Raw genomic sequence first — 3752 nt, 5'->3', positions numbered from 1 at the left:
ACGCGCGGCGCGTCGGGCGCCGGCTGTCCCGGCACGGGCGGAGTCGGCGGGGGCTTCGGCGCATTCGGGGCGTCCATGCCGATGGCGGCCGCGAGCGTGATCGGGCCTTCCTTGTCGCCGGCCGCCGCGTCGCGTTCGACAGGTGTGCCGGCGAACACGGCCTTGAGGTCGGTCTCGGCCCAGGACTGCGCGCTGGTCGAGGCGATCGGCTGCGCGGTGCGGCCGTTCACGCCGCCCTCGACCGGCGCCACCGAGCGCGCGAGCGGGAAGGCGGTGATCAGGCCGAAGTTCTCCGTGATCGGGTGGTCGGGGTAGGTGGCCACCACGGGCACCGACGGACCCGCGCCGAGCATCTGCCCGACGCTGCTCACATCGACGACCACGTTGGCGCCGACGTCGATGCCCCAGGCCTTCGCCAGGCCGATGAGGCCCGCGAGCGGTGCCGCATCCGCGCCGTCGGGCGGATCGATCAGCAGCACCAGCTTGCCGCCCTTGTCGAGGTAGCGCGTCACCATGTCGAGTTCCGGCGGCAGGAAGTCGTTCTTCGGACCAGCGATCACGAGCACGGCGGCGTCGGCCGGGACGTCCTGCTGCTGCGCGAGGACCACCTTCTCGACCGCGAAGTTGTCGCGCTGCAGCGCGCTGGCGATGGCGTTGTACCCGGTGCGCTGGTCGGCGCTCGTCGTGTCGCGTTCGCCGTGGCCAGACGAGAAGTACACCTTGGTCTCGCCGCCCTGCACGGCCTTGACGATGGCGTTGGTGATGTCCTGCTCGGTGTCGGTGGTGATGCGCTCGACGCGGCCGTTGTAGTCGACGGCAATCGTGCCGTACTGCTGCACCTGCCACTGGCGGGCCACCGCCGGCTGCTTGTCGGGGTCGATGTACTCGACCTGCAACTGCTTGCTGGCGTAGGTGTAGCCCTCGAGCCGATCGCGGAAGCGCTGGAACTCGGTGTCCTTGGCGAACACCTTCACCTGCACGGGGGTCTTCAGGCTGTCGAGCACCTTGCGGGTCTGGTCCGACAGCGTGAACTGGCCGCCCTCGGTCAGGTCCCAGCGCTTGTGCTGGCGGGTGGCCACGTAGTTGACGCCGACGAGGATGCCGAGCAGGAGCAGCACGCTGGCCGAGGTCAGCGCGCCGGCGCGCGTGCCGCGGCGCGACCACAGCGTGGCGAACTCACGCCACTGCGTGGCCAGGTAGGTGAGCACCACGATCAGGCCGGCCAGCGCGAGGCGCTGCCAGACCTGCTGCTGCTCGGGCTTGATGAAGCGGATGGCGACGGCGGCGACGACGAGCGCCGTGCCGATCCAGCCGAGGACGTTCACGAAGCGATGCATGGCTGTGCGTCTCCGGACCGGGGTTACCCGCGCCACCGGTCGGCGTCGACCGACCGGGCGGTGAGGAAGAGCCCGAACGCGATCACGCTCAGGTAGTAGACGACGTGCTGGGTGTCGATCACGCCCTTCGAGAAGTCCTCGAAGTGCTGGAACACCGACAGCGCCGAGACGACGGCGCGGCCCACCGGGCCGGCGCCCTCGCCGACCCAGGCGACGAGCAGGAGCATGAGCAGGACGGCGTAGGTCAGCAGGCCGGCGACGATCTGGTTGCGCGTCAGGTTCGACAGGAACAGGCCGATGGCGATGAAGCCGCCGCCGAGCAGCAGCAGGCCGAGGTAGCCCGTGAGGATGGGGGCCACCTCGGGGTCGCCGTACGCGAACAGCCACAGCAGGTTCAACGCCGAGAGCAGGAGCATCAGCGCGTACAGCGCGAACGCGCCGAGGAACTTGCCGAGCACGATCTCCCAGTCGGTGAGCGGCGAGGTGAGCAGCAGCTCGATGGTGCCGCTGCGCTTCTCCTCGGCGAAGGTCCGCATGGTGAGCGTGGGGATGAAGATGAGGATGATGATGCCCGCCTGCAGGAGCAGCGGACGGATCAGCATCTCGTTGACGTTGATGGCCTGCGGGCCGCCCATGCCGAACTGCGACATGCGGAGGCTCTGCTCGCTGAAGAAGTTCAGGAAGCTGTAGAACATCCAGCCGAAGAGCAGCGCGAACAACCCGACCAGCATGTAGGCGATGGGCGAGCCGAAGTAGCTGTGCAGCTCGCGGCGGGCGATGGCGAGGGTGTTACGCACCGGCCACCTCCGTCGTCTGCGGCGCGGCGGCCAGCGCGTCGGCGGGCAGGTCGCTCGTGGTGAGCTGCAGGAAGATCTCCTCGAGGCTCATGCGCATGGGGCGGAGCTCGACGAGGCCGAACCCGGCGCCGACGGCGGCCTGCGCCACCGCGCGCCGCACGTCGAGGCCCTTCTCGCTCTGCACCTCGAACCCGGTGAATGCGCCGTGCTGCCCGGCGACGGTCACGACCGTCACGCCGCCGACGGCGGCCAGCACCGGCTGCGCGTCGGCGCCCTGCGTGTCGAGCTCGACGTACACCGAGGCGGCGCCCTGCAGGCGCGCCGTCAGGTTGTCGGGCGTGTCCTCGGCCACGACGCGGCCCTTGTTGATGATCACGACGCGCGAGCAGGTCTGCGCGACTTCCGGCAGGATGTGCGTGCTCAGGACGATGGTGTGGTCGCCGCCGAGGCTGCGGATCAGGTCGCGGGTCTCGATGATCTGCTTCGGGTCGAGCCCGGCGGTGGGCTCGTCGAGCACCAGCACGTCGGGGTTGTGGATCAGGGCCTGGGCCAGGCCGACGCGCTGCTTGTAGCCCTTGGACAGCTTGCCGCAGTGGCGATGGGCCATGTCGGCCACGTGGGCGCGCTGCATCACGCTCGCGACGCGGCTGGCCTGCTCGCCTGCGGGCACGCCCTTGATGCGCGCCACGAAGCGGAGGTATTCCCGCACCGTCATGTCGGGATAGAGCGGCGGCGTTTCCGGCAGGTAGCCGATGCGGCGCTTGGCCTCCACGGGCTGGTCCTGCAGGTCGAACCCCGCGACGCGCGCGCGGCCCTCGGTGGGCGGCATGTAGCCGGTCAGGATGCGCATCGTGGTGGTCTTGCCGGCGCCGTTGGGCCCCAGGAACCCCAGGATTTCGCCTTTCCCGACGTTGAAGCTCACGCCGTCGACCGCCGTGAAGGGGCCGTAGCGCTTGGTGAGCTGCTGCACCTCGATCACCGTGTGTCTCCAGATCACGGCCCGCCGCGACGCCGTCGTCCTGGGCGCCCGAGGGCCGGTTGAACGCTGTGACGGGGTTGTCACTCCCGTCGGTCGACTGCCAATCTCACATCGTAATGAGCGCCGGGGGGCGGGTCAATTTCTCGGCAGTCGGGAGTCGACAGGGCCGGGCAGCCGGCAGTGGGCAGTCGGCAGTCGGCAGTGGAGTGCGGAGCTCAGCCTTTGGGCCCGCTGAGCCCTGAGCCGGCGCGGTGAGCTCTCTGAGCCTTGAGCCTTGAGCCCTGAGCCCTGAGCCCTGAGCCTGCCCCTGAGCCCTGAGCCGCCGACCCTGAACTTCCCAGCCCCGAGCACCTAGCCCCAACCCTGTTCAGTGAGCCCTGAGCCTCGAGCCGACCCTGAACTTCGAGCCCCCAGCCCCAAGCGCCCAGCCCCTGTTCCGTCTGTGATATATGAACACTTGCTCATATGTCGCAGATGGACGCCGCCCCAGAGCCTGCCCGCACCGCACCCACGACCGCCCGAAGCCGCGCGGCGCGCGGCCCCTCGGCCTCGCTGTCCAGCGACACGGCGCAGGCGCTGGCCGACACGTTCCGCGTCCTCGGCGACCCCACGCGCATCCGCCTCATCGCCGCGATGGCC

At 69.9% G+C, this 3752-nt stretch carries 3 protein-coding genes; all 3 read right to left on the bottom strand.

What is annotated here, in order from left to right; all coding sequences use genetic code 11:
* Nucleotides 1–1337: GldG family protein (locus ACIRDX_RS21485; protein ID WP_396627473.1), on the bottom strand; the 1337-nt coding region annotated here is incomplete at its 3' end.
* Between the two features lie 23 nt (nt 1338–1360).
* Nucleotides 1361–2134, bottom strand: coding sequence for an ABC transporter permease (locus ACIRDX_RS21480; RefSeq protein ID WP_396627472.1), 774 nt, complete (start codon nt 2132–2134; stop codon nt 1361–1363).
* Complete coding sequence (locus ACIRDX_RS21475; RefSeq protein WP_396627471.1) at nt 2127–3131, bottom strand: ABC transporter ATP-binding protein; 1005 nt, start codon at nt 3129–3131, stop codon at nt 2127–2129. Before ACIRDX_RS21475 ends, ACIRDX_RS21480 begins: the two co-directional genes overlap by 8 nt.
* Nucleotides 3132–3752: the final 621 nt, after the last annotated feature.

The organism is Luteitalea sp. (assembly GCF_044337415.1).
Lineage (GTDB): Bacteria > Acidobacteriota > Vicinamibacteria > Vicinamibacterales > Vicinamibacteraceae > Luteitalea.
This window is presented reverse-complemented; position numbering and strand designations above follow the sequence as displayed.